Here is a 14,605-nt window from a genome sequence, read left to right as displayed (position 1 = left end):
AGGCTCTCGCCATGGGGACCGACGACGTCGCCGCGCCGCTGGCGGAGCAGCTGCGCGCGCGGGGGCTGCGGCTGACCCCGCAGCGCGCCCGGGTGCTGGCCGCGGTGGCGGCGCTGGCGCACGCCACGCCGGAGGCGATCGGGGCCCGGCTGCGCGAGGAGGCCGGGCCGGGCGGCAGCGCGCCCGACACCTCGACGGTCTACCGCACCCTGGAGCTGCTGGAGCGTCTCGGGCTGGTCTGGCACACCCACCTCGGCCGCGGGGCGCCGGTCTACCACGCCGCCGAACGCCCCCACCTGCACGTCGTCTGCTCCTCGTGCGGCGAGATCTCGTCCGCGGCGCCGGGCCTGCTGGACGGGGCGGCGGAACGTCTGGCGGCCGAGCTGGGTTTCACCGTGGACGTCGGCCACGTCGCCCTGTCGGGCACGTGCCGCGCCTGCCGAGACCGCGCCGGAACGGAGTCGTCATGACCACCCCCTCACCCCTCCTCGCCCGCCCCGGGGCGGTGTCCGTCGAGCCGGGGCCCGAGGCCGCCCGGGTCGTCGCGGCGCACTACGGCGACCCCCTGCGGGAGCAGCGGCTGCTCGCCGAGGGCGTCGGCCTCGTCGACCGCAGCGACCGTGACGTGCTGGCGGTGCCCGGCGCCGACCGCCTCTCCTGGCTGCACAGCATCACCAGCCAGCACTTCGAGCGGCTGGGCGACGGCGTCGGGAGCGAAGCCCTGGTGCTGAGCCCGCACGGCCACGTCGAGCACCACCTGGTCGTCACCGAGCTGGGCGGCACCACGTGGGCCGACGTCGAGCCGGGGGCCGGCCCCGCGCTGCTGGCCTTCCTCGAGCGGATGCGCTTCATGCTCCGCGTGGAGCCGCGGCTGGTCACCGACGACCGGGCGCTGCTGACGCTGGTCGGCCCCGGCTCCGCCGGGGCCCTTTCGGCGGCTGGCCTGCCCGTGCCCGCCGCGCCGTACGTCGTGGAGCCCGCCGGCGACGGCTGGGTGCGCGGCATGCCGGCACTCGGCGACGGGTCGGCCGGGGCCTACGACCTGCTGGTGCCGCGCGCCGAGGTCGACGCGCTGGCCGACCGCCTCGGCGTCCCCCTCGCGGGCGCCTCCGCCTTCGAGGCGCTGCGCGTGGAGGCCCGGCGCCCCCGGTTCGGCGTCGACAACGACCACCGCACCATCCCCAACGAGCTGGAGTGGTTGCGCACCGCCGTCCACCTGGACAAGGGCTGCTACCGCGGCCAGGAGACGGTCGCCCGCGTGCACAACCTCGGCCGCCCGCCGCGCCGGCTCGTGCTCCTGCACCTCGACGGCGTCAGCGAGGACCTCCCGGCGCCCGGCGAGCCGGTGCTGGCGGGCGCCCGGACGGTCGGCCGGGTGGGCAGCGTCGTCCGGCACCACGAGCTGGGCGTCATCGCGCTGGCCCTGGTCAAGCAGTCGGTGGCCCACGACGCCACCCTGGCCGTGGCGGGCTCGACGGCCGCGATCGACCCCGACGACGCCCCGCCGGCGCTCGACGACACCCAGGTGGCCGCGCGGAACCGGGTGCGGGCCGTCCGGTCTGGGACGATCGGCTGAGCGTGCCGCGGCCCCGCCTCGAGGTGGGCAGGCCGGGGTCGCTGACCTACGCTCCGGCCAGCGTCCGCCGCTGACCACCGCCGACGTCCGCGTGCCGGGCGTCCCGCACCTGGAGGCCACCCCCGTGAGTCCGAAGCCGTCCCCCGCCGGGGGTGCCGCCGTCGACGCGCTGCTGGACCCGGCGTTCCTGGAGGGCGCCGTGAGCCGGCCCATGGGCGAGGTGCGGCGGCTGCGCCGCGAGGCCGAGCAGCAGGAGGTCAACCTCTCCTACACCCGCCGGCTGCTGCAGGGCCGCCTGGACATCGTCAAGCGCGAGCTGCAGCGGCGGGCCGAGCACGACGGGCGGTCGCTGGTCGACCTGCTGCCGGAGATCCTCTCGGAGAAGGGGCGTGGCCCCGCGCACGGCCTGGGCCGGCACCAGACGGTGCAGCCGGCGGACCCGCAGGAGTACGAGTCCTGGGTGAACTCGCTGACGCCGGGGGCCGACCTGTCGGCGATCACGGAGCTCTCCGACGCCAAGCTGGAGGCGGCCGCCCGCGCGCTCACCGACGCCGAGAAGGGGCTGTCGGAGCGCCGCCGCGGCGTGCAGCAGGTCATGGACGGCCTGGCGGCAGAGCTCGGCCGCCGGTACCGCGACGGCGAGGCCGACGTCGCCGCCCTGCTCGCCGACGAAGGCCGATGAAGCAGAAGGACCCCGTCCTCCTCACCGCTCGCAAGCTTGCGGCGAGCCTCTGGACGGGGCCGGTCGCGTGGTGACGGAGTCGCCCTGGCCGGACAACCCGGTCCTGGTCGAGGTCTGGCGGTCGGGCTTCCTGGAGTCGGTGCACCGCGGGTCGCTGGTGGTGCTCGGTGCCGACGGCGAGGTGCTCTCCCGCGCGGGTGACGTCGCGCGGCCGGTGCTGCCCCGCTCGTCGAACAAGCCGGTGCAGGCGACCGCGCTGCTGGCGGCCGGCTGGTCCCCGCGGTCGGGCGAGGAGCTGGCGATCGGCGCGGGCTCGCACACCGGCGAGGACGGGCACCGCGACGTCGTCGCGGCGATGCTCGCCGCCGTGGGGCTCGGGCCCGACGACCTGGGCTGCCCGCCGGCCCTGCCGCAGCACGAGCCGACGAGGGCGGCCTGGTTGGTCGCCGGGCGCTCTCCGGAGCGGCTCGCCATGAACTGCTCGGGCAAGCACGCGGCGATGCTCTCCGCGTGCGTCGCGGCCGGCTGGCCCACGGCGGGCTACCTGGCGCGGGAGCACCCGCTCCAGCAGGCGATCGAGGCACGGCTGGGCGAGGCGGCCGGCGAGCCCGTCGCGGCCGTCGTCGTCGACGGGTGCGGAGCGCCCCAGCACGCCCTCTCGCTCACCGGCCTGGCCCGCGGCGTGCTCTCGCTCGTGCAGGCCCCCGAGGGCACGCCGTCCCGGTCGGTCGCCGACGCCGTGCGTGCGCACCCCTGGTTCGTCGCCGGCACCGGCCGCGAGGACACCGACCTCATGCGCGCCGTCCCCGGCCTGCTGGTGAAGGGCGGCGCCGACGGCGTGCACGTGGCGGCGCTGCCGGGCGCGGGCGCCGTGGCGCTCAAGCTCGACGACGGCGGCGACCGCGGCCGGACTCCGGCGCTCGCGGCGGGCCTGCGCCGGCTCGGCGTCCCGGGCGAGGTGCTTGCTCCGTGGGCGCGGACGCCCGTGTCCGGCGGCGAGGGTGTCGTCGGCGAGGCCCGGGAGTCGGCGGCGCTCGGCGCCTGACCAGCGCAACCGCGGTGTGGCCGTCCTCACGCCCGGGTGCTAGCCGCTCCGCTTGCAAGAGCTAGCACCCGGGGCTACCGTCGTAGGCGTGCAGACCCCCGGTGAGTTCGTCCGCGAGCAGGTGACCACGGTCCGCTCCACGGTGGACCGGGTCGCCGGCAGCGTCGCCGACTCGGTCGCCGACGCCTCCCACGTCTCGGCGGTCGGCTCGTCGGTGGGCGACTTCATCCGCGAGCAGCGCAGCGCCGCGCGCGTCTCGCTGCGCGAGCTCGCCCGCACCGCCGGGGTCAGCAACCCCTACCTGTCCCAGGTGGAGCGGGGCCTCCGCAAGCCGTCGGCGGAGATCCTGGCGTCGATCGCCCGGGGCCTGAAGATCTCGGCCGAGACGCTCTACGAGCAGGCGGGGATCCTCGACCGGCGTTCCGGGAACCCGGACACCGTGGCGGCGATCCGTGCCGACGACGCGCTGTCCGAGCGGCACAAGGCCGTCCTGCTCGAGCTCTACGAGACCTATGTCCGCGAGCACCGGGCTTCCTCCCCGGCCGCCGGCTGAACCTCCCCCACCTCCCACTCCCAAGGAGTCCGGCATGACCCCCACCCAGACCGTGAAGCAGTACGGCGAGTTCGCCGTGGCCCAGGGCCGCACCCTCGCCGAGCAGGCCCGCACCCCGCTGCTCGCCTTCGTCGGCGCCGGTGACCTCGCCGTCGAGCGCGCCCGCACCGTCGTCGCGCAGTTCCGCAGCACCGCCGAGGCGCTGCCGGGCGAGGCCCAGGTCCAGGCCGACCTCGCCGTCAAGGAGGCCCGCACCCGGGCCGCCGAGGCCGCCGGCAACGCCCGCACCACGGCGCAGCAGCTCGCCGTGGCCGTGCGCCCGGAGACCCTGCGCAGCACCGTCGCCGGCCTGGTCGGGACCGCCCGCACCCAGGCGCTCACCACCGTCGAGGCGCTCGCCGAGCGCGGCGCCGTCGTCGTCGAGGACCTGCGCCGCCAGCCCGGCGTCCGCCGGGTCGTCCGTCGCGCCGAGGAGACCGTCGACGCCGTCGAGGAGCGCCTCGAGGACGTCATCGAGGAGAGCGCCGAGGCCGTCGTCGAGGCCTCCAACGAGGTGACCTCGGTGGCGCAGAAGACGGCCGCCAAGGCCACCAAGGTCGCCGCCAAGGCCGAGGACAAGGTCGAGGACGCCGCCGAGGCCACCAAGGCCACCGCCGAGGAGGCCGTCGCCGCCCCCGAGCGGCCGGCCGCCAAGAAGAACACCTCCGCCGCCCGCAAGTCGCCGGCCAAGGCCACCTCGGCCCGCGTGTCCCGGGCTCGCACGGCCAAGCCGGCCGACCCGACCGCCGTGCCCGCCAAGAAGAACTGACGCCACGGCACCCCCGACCAGGGCCCCGGAGCTGCGACCAGCGCTCCGGGGCCCTGTCGCGTCCCGCCCCTGCTTCCGGGCGAGCCGCCGGCCGACCGGCCCGGCGGAGCGGTCGGCGCGGGTAGGCTCGGGTCATGGGCGTGTTCGACGGGTGGCTGCTGCTGCTCCTCTACTGGGCCTCCCTGGCGCTGACCGCCTGGGCGTTCGTGGACGCCCTCATCCGGCCGGCCGCCGGGTACGTCGCCGCCGGCAAGCTGACCAAGCCAGGGTGGGCCGCGATCACCGGCCTGGCCCTGCTCGTCATCCTCTGGACGCAGACGCCGCTGTCGCTGCTGGGCCTGCCCGCCGTCATCGCGGCGATCGTCTACCTCGTCGACGTGCGCCCCGCGGTCGGCGGGATGCGCCGCGACAACACCTGGTAGCAGGCGGGCGCTGCTCCGGCAGGGTTCAGGGCCGGTCGTCGGCCGGCATGAGGACCCAGAGCAGCAGGTAGGCGACGAACTGCGGGCCAGGGAGCACGCAGGAGACCACGAACGCCACGCGCAGGCCGTTGCGCGAGAGCCCGTAGCGCCGTGCGATCCCGGCGCAGACGCCGGCGACCATCTTGTGGCGGGTGTCCCGGCGCAGCCGGTAGGGGGCAGGCGTCGTCATGGACGCAGCCTAGGTCCACCGGCGGGGTGCCCGTGCCGCGTTCAGCGGCCGAAGACGCCCTCCGGCGGTTCGGGCGACGGCTCGGCGTCGGCGTCGGCGACCGGTCGCGCGTTGCCGGTGAAGCGGTCGAGCTCGGCGCCGTCCACCACCCGCGAGGGCATCGGGTCCCGCGCGCACGCACGGCTGAGCTCCGCGAGCGGCAGCGGCGCGTCGGAGGCGACGGCGACCAGGTTGCCGAAGCGCCGGCCCCGCAGCGTGCCCGGCTCGGCGAGCAGGCAGACGTGGCGGAAGGCGGTGCGGAGCGTGGCGACCTGGCCCCGCGCGAAGCGCAGCGGCGGCCCGTCCGCGACGTTCGCGGCGTAGACGCCGCCGGGCCGGAGGGCCCGCGCGACCTCCGCCGCGAACTCGACGGTCGTCAGGTGGGCGGGCGTGCGTGCGCCGGCGAAGACGTCGGTGACGACGACGTCGGCGCTGCCCGGGTGCAGCGCGGTCAGCGCCTCCCGCGCGTCGGCGGCCCGCACCCGTACCCGGGCCGTGCGGGGCAGGGGCAGGTACGCGCGCACCAGGTCGGTGAGCGGCTGGTCGATCTCGGCGACCCGCTGGCGGGACCCGGGGCGGGTGGTGGCCACGTAGCGGGGGAGCGTCAGCGCCCCGCCACCGAGGTGCACCACGTCGAGGGGCGCACCCGGCTCGGCGGCGGTGTCCAGCACGTGCCCGATCCGGCGCACGTACTCGAACTCCAGGTGGGCCGGGTCGGCGAGGTCCACGTGCGACTGCGGGGTGTCGTCGAGCATCAGCACCCACGATCCGTCGCGGTCGGCGTCGGCCAGGAGCTCGGCGGTGCCGCCGTCGACGGGGACCGGCCCCGGCGGCGTCCTCACCGGCGCGCCGTCCCCACCCGGCGCTCGGCCGTCCCCGCTGTCATCCGGGCCATGGTCCCACCGGCGGACTCGGGGTGCCCGGAGTGGCTACCGTCCCGGGCGTGCGCCGGGTCCACCTCTCCCCGCGGGAGATCACCGCCTTCGGCAGCCGTGGCGTCTCCATGGTCCCGCCGGCCCGGGTGCTCGAGCCGGTGGCCGGCTTCGCCGTCCACGTGGCGACCTACGCGGCCGGCGCGGTCCTGGGCCGGCACGAGACCCGCCTCTGGCAGCTGCTCGCGGTCGTCTCCGGGGACGGGTGGGCGGCCGGCGCCGACGGCGTCCGGGTGCCGCTGGCCGCCGGCGACGCCGTCCTGTGGGAGCCCGGTGAGCTGCACGAGAGCGGATCGGACGGCGGGTTCGTCGCCGTCGTCGTCGAGTGCCCGGTGGCGCCGGTCCCTCCCGAGGGCTGAGGCGCGGTCAGACGGGCGCGACCGCCGACCACCGCACGGTCACCTCGCCGTGCCGCCAGCGCCGGCTGGAGCCGACCAGCGGCCAGCCCTGAGCGCTCAGGCCCTCCACCGCGGCCGTCCAGCGCTGCCGCGGGCCGAAGGTGCCCATCCCGGCCGCGGCGGCCCAGGCGGCGTCGAAGGCGCGCAGGAACCCGTGCACGGGCTGGCCCGGCACGTTGTGGTGGATGAGCGCCTTGGGCAGCCGCTCGGCGAGGTCGGAGGGGGTCGCGATGTCGGAGACGCGCGCGGCGAGGGTGAGGGTGAGCGGGCCGTCGGCGTCCAGCGCCACCCAGGCCGAGCGGCGTCCCCACTCGTCGCAGGTGCCCTCCACGAGCAGCCCGCCGGGCGCCAGCGCGCCGCGCATCGTGTCCCAGGCCCGGGCGGCGGACTCCTCGTCGTACTGGCGCAGCACGTTGAAGGCGCGGACCAGCACAGGGCGCAGGCCGGCGAGCTCGAACCCACCGACCCGGAAGTCCACCCGCGGCGGGTCGCGGTCGGCGGCCACCGCCGCCACCCGGTCCGGGTCGATCTCCAGGCCCACGACCTCCAGGCCGTCCACCTCCGGGCCCAGGCGCTCGACCAGCTCCAGCGTGGTGACGGCGGAGGAGCCGTAACCCAGGTCGACGACGAGCGGGTGCGCGGCGTCGCGCAGCCGCGGCACCTGCGTGGCCACCAGCCAGCGGTCGACCCGGCGCAGCCGGTTGGCGTTCGTGGTGCCGCGCGTCGGCAGGCCCAGCGCACGTGCCCGCCCCGCGGCCAGCCGCGGCGCCCGGCGCTGCGCCCGCGGGGACAGCGAGGCCCGGCGCTTGTGCTCGTTCCCCGGCTCGGTCACCGGCCAGGAGCCTAGCCCCGGCTACCGTCGAGCCGTGCAGGTGCGATCCGACGTCCCCCTCGCGACGCTCACGACCCTGGCCGTGGGCGGCCCCGCCGACCGGCTGGTGGAGGCCGAGAACGCCGCCGAGCTGGTGGCGGCGGTCCGCGACGCCGACGAGTCCGGCCGCCCGCTGCTGCTGCTCGGCGGCGGCTCGAACCTCATCGCGCCCGACGAGGGGTGGCCCGGCGACGTCGTCGCCGTCCGGTCGCGGGGCGTCGTGCGCACCGGCGACGTCCTGACCGTGCAGGCGGGGGAGGACTGGGACGCCCTGGTCGCGCAGACGGTCGAGCAGCGGCTGGCCGGCATGGAGGCGCTCTCGGGCATCCCGGGCTCCACCGGGGCGACCCCGGTGCAGAACGTGGGCGCGTACGGCCAGGAGGTCGCGCAGACCATCACCGCCGTCCGGGTGTACGACCGCGCCGAGAAGGTCGAGCGCACCCTCGCGCCGGCCGAGTGCGGGTTCGCCTACCGCGACAGCCGGCTCAAGCGGGAGGCCGGCCGGTTCGTCGTCCTCGAGGTGGACTTCGCGCTGCATCCCGGTGAGGTCTCCCGGCCGGTCGGCTACGCGGAGCTGGCCCGCACCCTCGGCATCCAGGTGGGGGAGACCGCGCCGCTGGCCGCCGTCCGCGACGCCGTCCTGGCGCTGCGCCGGGGCAAGGGCATGGTCTGGGACCCGGCCGACCCCGACTCCCGCAGCGCCGGGTCGTTCTTCACCAACCCGATCGTGCCCGCCGAGCGGGCGGTCGAGGGCTGCCCGAGCTGGCCGGCCGGGGACGGGCAGCTCAAGCTCAGCGCCGCCTGGCTGGTGCAGCACGCCGGCTTCGGCCGCGGCACCCGCGACGGGCGGGTGGGCACCTCGTCGCGGCACAGCCTGGCGCTCACCACCGAGGACGGCGCCACGGCCGCGGAGCTGCTCGCCTTCGCCGGGAGGGTCGTGGCCGCGGTCGAGGAGCGGTTCGGCGTCACCCTGGAGCGCGAGCCCACCGCCGTCCGCCCCTGATCGCTGTTGATCATCGGCGAATGGCTGCCCGCCACGCCGGTGGTCGCAGCCAGATGACGATGATCAACGGGGAGTTCGGTCAGATTTCCTCCCGGTGCACCTTGTGCTGGGCGGCCTGGGCGCGGGGCCGGACCACCAGCAGGTCGACGTTCACGTGGTGCGGGCGGGTGAGCGCCCAGGCGATGCAGTCGGCGACGTCCTCGGCCACCAGCGGCTCCCGCACACCGCGGTAGACGGCGTCGGCCCGCTCCTGCGAGCCGGTCCGGTTGAGGGAGAACTCCTCCGTCCTCACCATCCCGGGGGCGATCTCGATCACGCGGACGGGGTCGCCGCAGAGCTCCAGGCGCAGGGTCTCGGCCAGCGTGTGCACCCCGTGCTTGGCCGCCGTGTACGACGCCCCGCCCTCGTAGGAGATCAGGCCGGCGGTGGAGCCCACGAACAGGACGTCGCCCGCGCCGGAGGCCCGGAGCTTCGGCAGCAGCGCCTTGGTCAGGCGCACGGTGCCGAGCACGTTGACCTCGTAGGTGCGCGCCCAGGAGTCGAGGTCGGCCTCGGCGACGGGGTTGGTGTCGAATGCGCCGCCGGCGTTGTTGACCAGCACGTCCACCCGGTCCAGGGCGGCGGTGAACGCCTCCACCGACGCGGGGTCGGTGACGTCGAGGGGCAGGGCGCGGCCCCCGGTGGAGGCGGCGAGCGCCTCGAGGCGCTCCAGCCGGCGCGCGCCGAGGACGACGTCGAAGCCCTCGGCGGCGAGCCGGCGGGCCGTGGCCGCCCCGATCCCGCTGGAGGCGCCGGTGACGACGGCGGTGCGACCGGCACCGGGCAGGGGGCCGTCCCCCGCAGGGGTCGAGGGTGAGGTATCTGACATGCCCCCATCTTGGCGCTGTTGCAAGATGGAGGACCGACAGGGGTGCTGGTCGGGGGCCCTCGCAGAGCAGAGCGGAGGTCCGTGGTGCCCGCTCGCCGCTTCCCCGCACCCGGCCGCCCGGCACGCGTCGCGACGCTGTCGGTGCACACCAGCCCGCTCGACCAACCCGGGGCGGGCGACGCGGGCGGCATGAACGTCTACGTCGTCGAGGTGTCCCGCCGGCTCGCCGCCCGCGGCATCGAGGTCGACATCTTCACGCGGGCCACCTCCAGCGAGCTGCCGCCGGTGGTCGAGATGACCCCGGGCGTCACGGTGCGGCACGTCAGCGCCGGCCCCTTCGAGGGCCTGGGCAAGGAGGAGCTGCCCGCGCAGCTCTGCGCCTTCACCGCGGCGGTGCTGCGCGCCGAGGCCCAGCACGAGCCGGGGCACTACGACGTCGTGCACTCGCACTACTGGCTCTCCGGGCAGGTCGGCTGGCTGGCGCGCGACCGGTGGGGCGTGCCGCTGGTGCACACCGCGCACACCCTGGCCAAGGTCAAGAACGAGGCGCTGGCCGACGGCGACCGCCCCGAGCCGCGCGCCCGGGTCATCGGCGAGGAGCAGGTCGTGGCCGAGGCCGACCGGCTGATCGCCAACACCGACGAGGAGGCCCGCCAGCTCGTGCGCCTCTACGGCGCCGACCCCGCGCGCACCCTCGTCGTCCCGCCCGGGGTCGACCTCGGCCGGTTCACGCCCGGCAGCCGGGGCGCCGCCCGCCGCGCCGTCGGCGTGCGCGAGGACGCCGTCGTCCTGCTCTTCGTCGGGCGCATCCAGCCGCTCAAGGCGCCCGACGTGCTGCTGCACACCGCCGCCCGCATGCTGGCCGACGACCCGGCGTTGCGGGCGCGCCTGCAGGTGCACGTGGTCGGCGCGCCCAGCGGCACCGGCCTGGACGCGCCCCGGCAGCTGGAGCAGCTGGCCCGGTCCCTGGGCATCGCCGACGTCGTCCGCTTCCACCCGCCGCAGCCGCCCGCGCGGCTGGCCGAGTTCTACCGCGCCGCGGACGTGACGGTCGTGCCCAGCCACAACGAGTCCTTCGGGCTCGTCGCGCTGGAGTCGCAGGCCTGCGGCACCCCCGTCGTCGCGGCGGCCGTGGGCGGGCTGCCGACGGCGGTGCGCGACGGCGTCTCGGGGGTGCTCGTCGACGGGCACCGCGCCGACGACTACGCCGGTGCGGTGCGCGCGGTCCTCGCCCGCCGCGAGCTGCTGGCCGCCGGCGCCGGCCGGCACGCGGCCGGGTTCTCCTGGGACCGCACCGCCGACGCCCTCGTCGAGGCCTACACCGCCGCCGCCGCCGAGATGGCGGCCCCGAGGGCGCGCTCGCTGCGGGAGCGGCGGCCCGGATCGCTGCGGGCCCTGCCCGGGATGGGGGTGGCCCGGTGAGCCGGACCGTCGAGGAGCTCGACGCCGTCATCGACCAGACGCTGCGCGAGAACGAGCTGGTGCACGACCACCCGCGGCCGGGCACCTGGCTGGTGGACCTGCCGGGGACGCAGAAGCTCAAGACGGTGTGCGGGCTGGTCGTCGGCGACCACGCGCTGCGGGTGGAGGCGTTCGTCTGCCGCCAGCCCGACGAGAACCGCGAGCAGCTCTGGACCTACCTGCTGCAGCACAACGCCCGCATGTACGGCGTCGCGTACTCGATCGACTCCGTGGGCGACGTCTACCTGACCGGGCGGCTGCCGCACGCCGCCGTCACGCCCGAGGAGCTCGACCGGGTGCTCGGGTCGGTCCTGAGCTACGCCGACGACCACTTCAACACGATGCTGGAGATCGGCTTCGGCACGTCGATCCGCCGGGAGTGGGACTGGCGGGTCAAGCGCGGCGAGTCGCTGCGCAACCTGGAGGCCTTCGCGGCGTTCGCCGACCCCGGTCGCCGCCGGACCGCCGACCCCGCCCCCGGGGAGTGACCGCGACCGACAGGCCGCGCCCGGACGCGGCCGCGTCCGGGGAGGAGCAGGGACCCGGCTACGAGCGCCGGTGGTGGGTGCTGGCCACCATGACGGTCTGCCTGCTCGTGGTGATCATGGGGAACACGATCCTCAACGTCGCCCTCCCGACGCTGCAGCGGGAGCTCGAGGCCAGCCAGGGCGAGCTGCAGTGGGCCGTCGACGCCTACATCCTCGTGTTCGCCGGCCTGCTGTTCACCTGGGGCGTCATCGGCGACCGGATCGGCCGCCGGCGGGTGCTGCTCATCGGGCTGGGCGTCTTCGCCGTGGCGTCGGTGTTCGCCGCGCTGAGCGACAGCCCCCTGGAGCTCATCGTCTGGCGGGCGGTGATGGGCATCGGCGGGGCGGCGGTCCAGCCGACGACGCTGGCGGTCATCACCAACGTCTTCCCGCCCCGCGAGCGCGGACGGGCGATCGGCGTCTGGGCGGGGACGGCGGGGATCGCCGTCGCGGGTGGGCCGCTGGCCGGGGGTGCGGTCCTGGAGCACTTCTGGTGGGGCGCGGTCTTCCTCGTCGGCGTCCCCGTCGCGGTGCTGGGCATCGCTGCCGTGCTCGCCTTCGTGCCCGAGTCGAAGGATCCCTCCCCGGGGCGGCTGGACCTCCCCGGCGTGCTGCTGTCGATCGTCGCGCTGGCCGGCCTGGTCTACGGGATCATCCACGGCGGTGGCGGCGCGGGGTGGACGACGCCGGGCGTCCTGGTGCCGCTGCTCGGTGGCCTGGTCCTGCTGGCCCTCTTCGTCTGGCTGCAGCGCCGCTCGGCCCACCCGGCGCTCGACGTCTCGCTGTTCCGCAACCCGGCGTTCTCCGCCGCCGCCGCGGCCCTGGGGCTGAACTTCTTCGCGCTCCTCGGCGCCACCTTCTACCTGGTGTTCTACCTGCAGGGCGCGCGCGGCTACTCGCCGTTGCAGAGCGGTGCGGCGCTCATCCCCGTCGCGCTGGGCATGGCGCTCATGGCGCCGCGCAGCTCCGGGCTGGCCGAGCGGTTCGGGGCCAAGGCCGTGTGCGCGTCCGGCTTCCTGCTCATCACCCTGTCCTTCCTCGGCGTGCAGCTGCTCGACCTCACCTCGCCGGTCTGGCTGCTGCTGGTGGTGCTCTCGGTGCAGGGGCTCGGCATGGGCGCGGTCATGGCCCCCGCGACCGAGTCGATCATGTCCGTGGTGCCGCGGGAGAAGGCCGGTGCCGGGGCCGCGGTCAACAACTCGGTGCGGCAGGTGGGGGGCGCCCTGGGCGTCGCGATCCTGGGCTCCCTGCTCGCCGCCACCTACTCCGCCCAGCTGGGCTCCGCGGCGGACGGGCTGCCGGCGGGTGCGCGCGACGACGCCCGGCAGTCGATCGTCGCGACGCTCGACGCCGTCCGCCGGGCGCAGGCCGAGGCGACGCCGGAGGCCGCCCGCGCCGCGGCCGCGGTGGCCGACCCCGCCCGCGAGGCCTTCGTCACCGCGATGCACCTGACGGCGATCGGCACGGCGGCCGCGACCCTCGTCGCGGCAGTGGTCGTGCTGATCTGGCTGCCCGGGCGGGCGCGGTCGGCCACGCGCTGACCCGGGAGGGCGGTGGGACCCGTCCGGGGCTCCGCTGCCCGCGACGGCGACGTCGGGCAGGATGATCGCCGTGACGACCTCCACGGGAACCCTGGTGCTGCTCCGCCACGGCGAGAGCGAGTGGAACAAGGCCAACCTCTTCACCGGCTGGGTGGACGTCCCCCTCACGGAGAAGGGGCGCGAGGAGGCCGCCCGCGGCGGGCGGCTCATGGCCGAGCACGGGCTGCTGCCCGACGTCTCGCACACCTCGCTGCTGCGCCGGGCGATCATGACCGCCGAGCTGGCCCTGCACGAGGCCGACCGGCAGTGGATCCCGGTGAAGCGCTCGTGGCGGCTCAACGAGCGGCACTACGGCGCCCTGCAGGGCAAGGACAAGGCCGCCACGCTCGCCGAGTACGGGGAAGAGCAGTTCATGACCTGGCGGCGGTCCTACGACACCCCGCCGCCGCCGATCGAGCCGGGGAGCGAGTTCTCCCAGGACGGCGACGCCCGCTACTCGTTCCTGCCGCCGGAGGCGCGCCCGGCGACCGAGTGCCTCGCCGACGTCGTCGTCCGGATGCTGCCGTACTGGTACGACGCGATCGTCCCGGACCTGCGGCTCGGGCAGACCGTGCTGGTCGCCGCCCACGGCAACAGCCTGCGGGCGCTGGTCAAGCACCTCGACGGCATGGGCGACGACGAGGTCGTCGGCCTCAACATCCCGACCGGGGTGCCGCTGCGCTACGACCTCGACGACGACCTGCGCCCGGTGAAGACCGGGGGCGAGTACCTCGACCCCGACGCCGCGGCCGCCGCCATCGAGGCGGTGAAGAACCAGGGTAAGAGGACCTAGTCGCCCCCCACGCCTCGCTGACGCTCGGCGCGGGCCCCTGCGACCAGGCCGAAGGGACCCGCACCGGGTCATGCCTGACCGGCGGCCTCGGATTCCCAGCGCTCGCCGGTGACCAGGTAGCAGACGCGGCGGGCGACGCTGACCGCGTGGTCGGCGAAGCGCTCGTAGTAGCGGCCGAGCAGCGTGATGTCGATGGCCGACTCGATGCCGTGCGGCCAGTCCTCGCTCAGCAGCTGGCGGAACAGCCCGCGGTGGATCTGGTCCATCGCGTCGTCGTCGGTCTCCAGCTCCTTGGCGGCCTGGACGTCGCGCTTGGCGATGACCGTCGCGGTCTTGGTGATGAGCAGCTCGGCGACGTTGCCGGCCTCCAGGAAGGCCGGGCGGACCTCCTGGGGCACGGCGTGGTCGGGGAACCGCATCCGCGCCACCTTGGCGATGTGCGCGGCCAGGTCGCCCATCCGCTCGAGGTCGGCGACGATCCGCATCGCGGTCGTGATGGTCCGCAGGTCACCGGCCACCGGCTGCTGGCGTGCGAGCAGGGTGAAGGTCCGCTGCTCGATGTTCTCGCGCGTGGCGTCGATCTGGTCGTCGCCCGCGATCACCAGGTCGGCGAGGGCGACATCGGCGTCCAGCAGCGCCGTGGTCGCCGTGCTCATCTGCGACCCCACGGAGTTGGCCATCTCCACCAGGCAGGCGTTGATGTCGTCGAGTTCCTCGTGGTAACTGTCCCGCACGGTCGTCCTCTCGTCGTGATTCACCGGCGACAGTAGGCGCGGCCGGGACCGATCCGGCCGCGGCGAGGTGAACTCCGGCCCTCC

General features: G+C 75.9%; 18 protein-coding genes. 13 read left to right on the top strand and 5 right to left on the bottom strand.

Features of this window, described 5'->3' with window-relative positions:
• The first annotated feature begins 11 nt into the window (after positions 1 to 11).
• The 7 genes from ACI79P_RS04260 to ACI79P_RS04230 all read left to right on the top strand — a co-directional run bounded on the left by ACI79P_RS04260 (position 12) and on the right by ACI79P_RS04230 (position 5,086).
• A complete protein-coding gene (locus ACI79P_RS04260) occupies positions 12 to 470 on the top strand; it encodes a Fur family transcriptional regulator (RefSeq protein WP_456579781.1) in 459 nt (152 codons plus the stop codon).
• Positions 467 to 1,576, top strand: a complete 1,110-nt coding sequence (gene ygfZ / locus ACI79P_RS04255; protein ID WP_456579780.1) for a CAF17-like 4Fe-4S cluster assembly/insertion protein YgfZ — start codon at positions 467 to 469, stop codon at positions 1,574 to 1,576. Before ACI79P_RS04260 ends, ygfZ begins: the two co-directional genes overlap by 4 nt.
• Positions 1,577 to 1,700: 124 nt before the next feature.
• A complete protein-coding gene (locus ACI79P_RS04250) occupies positions 1,701 to 2,258 on the top strand; it encodes an RsiG family protein (protein WP_456579779.1) in 558 nt (185 codons plus the stop codon).
• A gap of 70 nt (positions 2,259 to 2,328) precedes the next feature.
• On the top strand, positions 2,329 to 3,303 hold the full coding sequence (locus ACI79P_RS04245) for an asparaginase (protein WP_456579778.1): 975 nt from the start codon (positions 2,329 to 2,331) through the stop codon (positions 3,301 to 3,303).
• Positions 3,304 to 3,391: 88 nt separating this feature from the next.
• A complete protein-coding gene (locus tag ACI79P_RS04240; RefSeq protein WP_456579777.1) occupies positions 3,392 to 3,856 on the top strand; it encodes a helix-turn-helix domain-containing protein in 465 nt (154 codons plus the stop codon).
• Between the two features lie 34 nt (positions 3,857 to 3,890).
• Positions 3,891 to 4,664 carry a hypothetical protein gene (locus ACI79P_RS04235; RefSeq protein ID WP_456579776.1) on the top strand — a complete coding sequence of 258 codons (774 nt, stop codon included), beginning with the start codon at positions 3,891 to 3,893 and terminating at the stop codon, positions 4,662 to 4,664.
• Positions 4,665 to 4,798: 134 nt separating this feature from the next.
• The gene (locus ACI79P_RS04230; RefSeq protein ID WP_456579775.1) at positions 4,799 to 5,086 is read left to right on the top strand and encodes a DUF2516 family protein; all 288 of its coding nucleotides are present in this window, start codon (positions 4,799 to 4,801) and stop codon (positions 5,084 to 5,086) included.
• Between the two features lie 25 nt (positions 5,087 to 5,111).
• On the opposite strand, the gene ACI79P_RS04225 is transcribed toward ACI79P_RS04230, so the two are convergent.
• Together ACI79P_RS04225 and ACI79P_RS04220 are read right to left on the bottom strand one after the other, a co-directional pair.
• Positions 5,112 to 5,315, bottom strand: coding sequence for a PspC domain-containing protein (locus tag ACI79P_RS04225; RefSeq protein ID WP_456579774.1), 204 nt, complete (start codon positions 5,313 to 5,315; stop codon positions 5,112 to 5,114).
• Positions 5,316 to 5,356: 41 nt separating this feature from the next.
• The gene (locus tag ACI79P_RS04220; RefSeq protein WP_456579773.1) at positions 5,357 to 6,196 is read right to left on the bottom strand and encodes a spermidine synthase; all 840 of its coding nucleotides are present in this window, start codon (positions 6,194 to 6,196) and stop codon (positions 5,357 to 5,359) included.
• A gap of 101 nt (positions 6,197 to 6,297) precedes the next feature.
• Here ACI79P_RS04220 and ACI79P_RS04215 point away from each other — a divergent pair, with 101 nt between their 5' ends.
• Positions 6,298 to 6,645 carry a hypothetical protein gene (locus ACI79P_RS04215; protein WP_456579772.1) on the top strand — a complete coding sequence of 116 codons (348 nt, stop codon included), beginning with the start codon at positions 6,298 to 6,300 and terminating at the stop codon, positions 6,643 to 6,645.
• Positions 6,646 to 6,652: 7 nt separating this feature from the next.
• On the opposite strand, the gene ACI79P_RS04210 is transcribed toward ACI79P_RS04215, so the two are convergent.
• Positions 6,653 to 7,516 carry a class I SAM-dependent methyltransferase gene (locus ACI79P_RS04210; RefSeq protein ID WP_456579771.1) on the bottom strand — a complete coding sequence of 288 codons (864 nt, stop codon included), beginning with the start codon at positions 7,514 to 7,516 and terminating at the stop codon, positions 6,653 to 6,655.
• A gap of 34 nt (positions 7,517 to 7,550) precedes the next feature.
• Here ACI79P_RS04210 and ACI79P_RS04205 point away from each other — a divergent pair, with 34 nt between their 5' ends.
• A complete protein-coding gene (locus ACI79P_RS04205) occupies positions 7,551 to 8,558 on the top strand; it encodes a UDP-N-acetylmuramate dehydrogenase (RefSeq protein WP_456579770.1) in 1,008 nt (335 codons plus the stop codon).
• Between the two features lie 79 nt (positions 8,559 to 8,637).
• Here the strand turns inward: ACI79P_RS04205 and ACI79P_RS04200 are convergent, their stop codons facing one another.
• Entirely contained in the window at positions 8,638 to 9,426 is a 789-nt protein-coding gene (locus ACI79P_RS04200; protein WP_456579769.1) for an SDR family oxidoreductase, read from the bottom strand.
• 84 nt (positions 9,427 to 9,510) lie between these two features.
• On the opposite strand from ACI79P_RS04200, the gene mshA reads away from it, so the two are divergent.
• From mshA to ACI79P_RS04180, 4 genes are all read left to right on the top strand, one after another.
• Complete coding sequence (mshA, locus tag ACI79P_RS04195; protein WP_456579768.1) at positions 9,511 to 10,848, top strand: D-inositol-3-phosphate glycosyltransferase; 1,338 nt, start codon at positions 9,511 to 9,513, stop codon at positions 10,846 to 10,848.
• Positions 10,845 to 11,375 (top strand): YbjN domain-containing protein, encoded by a 531-nt coding sequence (locus ACI79P_RS04190; RefSeq protein ID WP_456579767.1) that lies wholly within the window; start codon positions 10,845 to 10,847, stop codon positions 11,373 to 11,375. Before mshA ends, ACI79P_RS04190 begins: the two co-directional genes overlap by 4 nt.
• On the top strand, positions 11,372 to 12,955 hold the full coding sequence (locus tag ACI79P_RS04185) for an MFS transporter (protein ID WP_456579766.1): 1,584 nt from the start codon (positions 11,372 to 11,374) through the stop codon (positions 12,953 to 12,955). The genes ACI79P_RS04190 and ACI79P_RS04185 overlap by 4 nt, the downstream gene beginning before the upstream one ends.
• Positions 12,956 to 13,025: 70 nt before the next feature.
• On the top strand, positions 13,026 to 13,787 hold the full coding sequence (locus ACI79P_RS04180) for a phosphoglyceromutase (protein WP_456579765.1): 762 nt from the start codon (positions 13,026 to 13,028) through the stop codon (positions 13,785 to 13,787).
• Between the two features lie 68 nt (positions 13,788 to 13,855).
• Here the strand turns inward: ACI79P_RS04180 and phoU are convergent, their stop codons facing one another.
• On the bottom strand, positions 13,856 to 14,521 hold the full coding sequence (gene phoU / locus ACI79P_RS04175; protein ID WP_456579764.1) for a phosphate signaling complex protein PhoU: 666 nt from the start codon (positions 14,519 to 14,521) through the stop codon (positions 13,856 to 13,858).
• Positions 14,522 to 14,605: the final 84 nt, after the last annotated feature.

Source organism: Blastococcus sp. SYSU DS0510, from assembly GCF_054050835.1.
This window is presented reverse-complemented; position numbering and strand designations above follow the sequence as displayed.